This window comes from Polynucleobacter sp. 35-46-11 (assembly GCF_002281105.1).
Window position 1 is genome coordinate 1 of the sequence record NZ_NCFJ01000267.1, and the last position, 3499, is coordinate 3499.

Sequence of the window (3499 nt, forward strand, 5' to 3'; positions counted from 1 at the left end):
AAATAAGACCGTATTGATTGCCTAAAAACTTTAAATCAGACTCTTAGCGCTCTTGAGCAATTTCATAGCGCCCCAACCAACAGCCAGCACTTTGCTAGCTAGCTTAGGTCGATAGTGAGCCAGAACGGCAAATGCACTGGTCCAAAGCACTGGGCTACTCTTCAGAAAATGAAAAGCATCTATACCCTTATCAGCCCAAGATAGTGGCTTTTCAATAGGCTCAAAATATTGGGCAAAATCCGCGCGCTCTTGTGCAGCTCGGTCTTGGAGCACTCTTTGCCTAGCTTCCAGCTCCGACAATTTTTGACTCATCGCTTCGTAAGTTCCTGACGATCCTTAGCCAACTCCGCAATAGTTGCTTCGAACAACTTAGGCATTGTTTTAAGGGAGCGTAAAACTACCAGGGCCAAAATGCAACCTGTAGCCAAAAATCCAGCAGTAAGCAAACTTAGTGCAAGGATGCGATCCGCCTCCCAGCTATAAATCACAATAAGAAAGGCTAGCATCACCAAGCCAAAGAATAAGAAAAATAAGACAAAGATGATCATCACTAGCAGACTCAGGAACTTAGCCCGCGCAATCTGTACGTCTGTAGAAATTAACTCTAAACGGGTTTGGGCAATAGATGCCCCAGTGGAGACGAGATGCTTAAGAGAGGATAAAAGATTTTCTTGTGACATGAGGACCTAGCGACGACGCATAAAGAGTCCAATTAAAAGACCGAGACCAGCGGCAACACCGACTGCCTCCCATGGATTTCGATGGACAAACTCATCGGCACGCTCCGCCACGACCTTAGCCTTTTCAGTTACCGTACCCTCGACAGAAGAAAGACTTTCTTTGGCATTATTAAGGGTATCCAAGGCTTTTGAACGAATTGCACTCAAGGGACCATCTTCATGGCTAGCGGTTGCCATAATCAACTCCTCAGCATCAGCCATGAGTGCTTTGAAGTCACCAATCAAATGCTCTGAACTGATTTGAGCTTCTTCATGTGTAGTGCTTGATTTTTTAGCTGTCATTACTACTCCTAGCTGATGGCAAATAAATAAATGATGGATCTATTCTAAGCAACTCCACGTAGGGATTACAGTAATAACACTGTCATTCCGGCATTACCTTCTTTGAAGTGCTTGAGATAAGCCTTTAATCCCGGCCTTCTTCTCAAAAGCGAGTGGTAGGCCTCGCTGCCAAACGCAGTTTGCTCACCAAAATGGTATTCGTCCACCCGATCCGAGAAATAGTTATTATCCAGGGCATTATGAACAGCCCACTTGATCTTGCCACCCTCGCCACTGGCTCCATATCCATGTATCAAGATCATTGCTTTAATACCCACCTCAGAAGCTCGGCGAAGTCCAATAGTTAATCGATCCAAGGCCTCTTCTGCGCTTGGACTGTCGAACTTTAAATTCATTACCATCGTATCGCTATGCGGAATAGGAAGATCTTCGCTTCCACATTGACGACATTCTCCTAGCATCCCTCTGGGGTTGCCACACTCCGGACACTCAAATGAATGGATCATCCAATACCCTTAGCGGTAATTGAAGTAAGCCATTCGGAAAACATTAAGAGCAATACTTTGCTTCCAAAGCAGATGCTGAACTCGCTTGATCATCCACCATTCGGTTTAAGGTGATTTTGGCTGCATCCTTATTCTCTTGAACCTTCAGATTTGAATTAATGAGGCTAGATACATCCTTACGGATTGAGGTATTTCCATAGCGCAAATCTTTCAATGTGGAAACTGCTTCAGCGGAAATTTTGCATTGCTGACTAAGCAATTCAGAAGAGTCAGATGAAGTATTTGCATATGCAAATGCAGCTATAGAAATTGAAACAACAGCTAATAGAGTTTTTTTCATCTTATTTCCTTAATTTGTGACCGCACGTTGGACAACAACCCAAATCTTTTGCTTTTGTTTTTCTTAAGGCGGCGTAGACGCTGGATTCTGAAATCTCCATCTTCCTAGCGGCTTGAGCTGCAGTCATCCCCTTCCCTATCCAATCTAAAGCCTGATGTGTTTTTGGTATCGCTCTTCTCATTTCACCTCCTTTATCAATACTATACTACAGAAGTTGTGAAGTTGTGAAGTTTATTTAAATATTGAATCTTGGATGCTCTTTCTGAAAAATGAGGCCGAAGAAACAGAGTTGGGTCGCTAGTGATACAGTGGCAATCAATGACAATTGACTGAACGAGACATCCCCATGAAACCAGCATTAGGACTAATAGAAGCTTGCAACTTGATCGCAAGTAAGCAGCTATCCGCAAATGACTACCTTAAGGAGTGTGTGGCGCGTGCGGATGAGCTGGAGCCCACTATTAATGCTTTTACAGTGAGAGCGCCCTTAGAAAAACTGATCCAAGAGGTTCATCCAGGCCCTCTCATGGGAATTCCAGTGGTTGTAAAAGACCTGATCGATACCAAAGACTTTGTTACCAGCTATGGATCACCTATTTATAAAAACCACATTCCCGCCAAAGATGCCCAGATCGTTGCTCAAGTGCGTAAACTCGGTGGCGTCATCTTAGGAAAAACTGTCACAACCGAGTTTGCTTGGCGCACACCAGGAAAAACGAGTAACCCCTGGAATCTTGCCCATACCCCTGGTGGGTCCTCTAGCGGCTCTGCTGCAGCAGTAGCCAGCGGTATTGCACCATTGGGGCTGGGGTCCCAAACTGCCGGCTCTATCATTAGACCGGCCACTTATTGTGGCGTGGTCGGCTATAAGGCCAGCTTTGGCACTGTACCGCGCCTTGGGGTGCATCCAGTCTCAAGCTCCTTAGACCATGTTGGCTTTTTTACAAGATCTGTCGCTGATGCAGCCCTTGCATTTAATCTTCTCAAAAATACCAGCGTCACAGAGGAGGATGATCTTGTGATTGATGAATTAGTAATTAAGCCGATCGGCGAGATACTTCACCAACGTACACCACATATCGCAGTACTGAAGACCCCATTTGATGATTTATTAAGTGATGAGCAAAGCGCCGCAATGATGGCAGCCTGTATATCGCTCGAGAAGTCTGGTGCCACCACAGAAGTACTTGAACTCCCTGCCTATTACTGGGATGGCATTGAAGCATTAGCGGTACTCATGTCGTGTGAAGCCGCTGTAGTGCACGAGCAACATCTTGCACAACACCCAGAACTAATTAGCGCTGACATTAAGGAATTAGTTCAGAAGGGAAATGCTTATAGCGCCCCTGATTACATTAAGGCAAAAAATCTACAGCAACGCCTCAGGAAATCTATCAGGGAAGTCTTTACTCATTTTGATGCAATTTTGGCGCCAGCTGCTACCGGAGAGGCACCTAAAGGCTTGGAATTTACGGGAAATCCTATTTTCTGCTCTTTGTGGAGTTTGATAGGCACCCCCGCTATTGCCATACCTTTTACTAAATCTCAAAATGGCTTGCCTCTTGGGGTGCAGCTCATCGGTGATGTATTAGACGATCAAAAATTAATCAATATTGCTGCTTTTGCAGAAG

Annotated in this window: 6 protein-coding genes; 1 reads left to right on the forward strand and 5 read right to left on the reverse strand. The window is 45.0% G+C overall.

Features of this window, described 5'->3' with window-relative positions; genetic code table 11:
* Positions 1-30 precede the first annotated feature (30 nt).
* The 5 genes from B7Y67_RS13215 to B7Y67_RS13235 form a co-directional block, all read right to left on the reverse strand.
* Positions 31-312 carry a YqjK-like family protein gene (locus B7Y67_RS13215; RefSeq protein WP_293599053.1) on the reverse strand — a complete coding sequence of 94 codons (282 nt, stop codon included), beginning with the start codon at positions 310-312 and terminating at the stop codon, positions 31-33.
* Positions 309-680, reverse strand: a complete 372-nt coding sequence (locus tag B7Y67_RS13220; protein WP_293599054.1) for a phage holin family protein — start codon at positions 678-680, stop codon at positions 309-311. The genes B7Y67_RS13215 and B7Y67_RS13220 overlap by 4 nt, the downstream gene beginning before the upstream one ends.
* Positions 681-686: 6 nt before the next feature.
* Entirely contained in the window at positions 687-1022 is a 336-nt protein-coding gene (locus tag B7Y67_RS13225) for a YqjD family protein (RefSeq protein ID WP_215303541.1), read from the reverse strand.
* A 65-nt stretch (positions 1023-1087) separates the two neighbouring features.
* Positions 1088-1528, reverse strand: coding sequence for a Smr/MutS family protein (locus tag B7Y67_RS13230; protein ID WP_293599055.1), 441 nt, complete (start codon positions 1526-1528; stop codon positions 1088-1090).
* A gap of 43 nt (positions 1529-1571) precedes the next feature.
* On the reverse strand, positions 1572-1868 hold the full coding sequence (locus B7Y67_RS13235; protein WP_215303537.1) for a hypothetical protein: 297 nt from the start codon (positions 1866-1868) through the stop codon (positions 1572-1574).
* A 346-nt stretch (positions 1869-2214) separates the two neighbouring features.
* On the opposite strand from B7Y67_RS13235, the gene B7Y67_RS13240 reads away from it, so the two are divergent.
* A partial coding sequence (locus B7Y67_RS13240) for an amidase (protein ID WP_293599056.1) occupies positions 2215-3499 on the forward strand: 1285 nt, incomplete at its 3' end.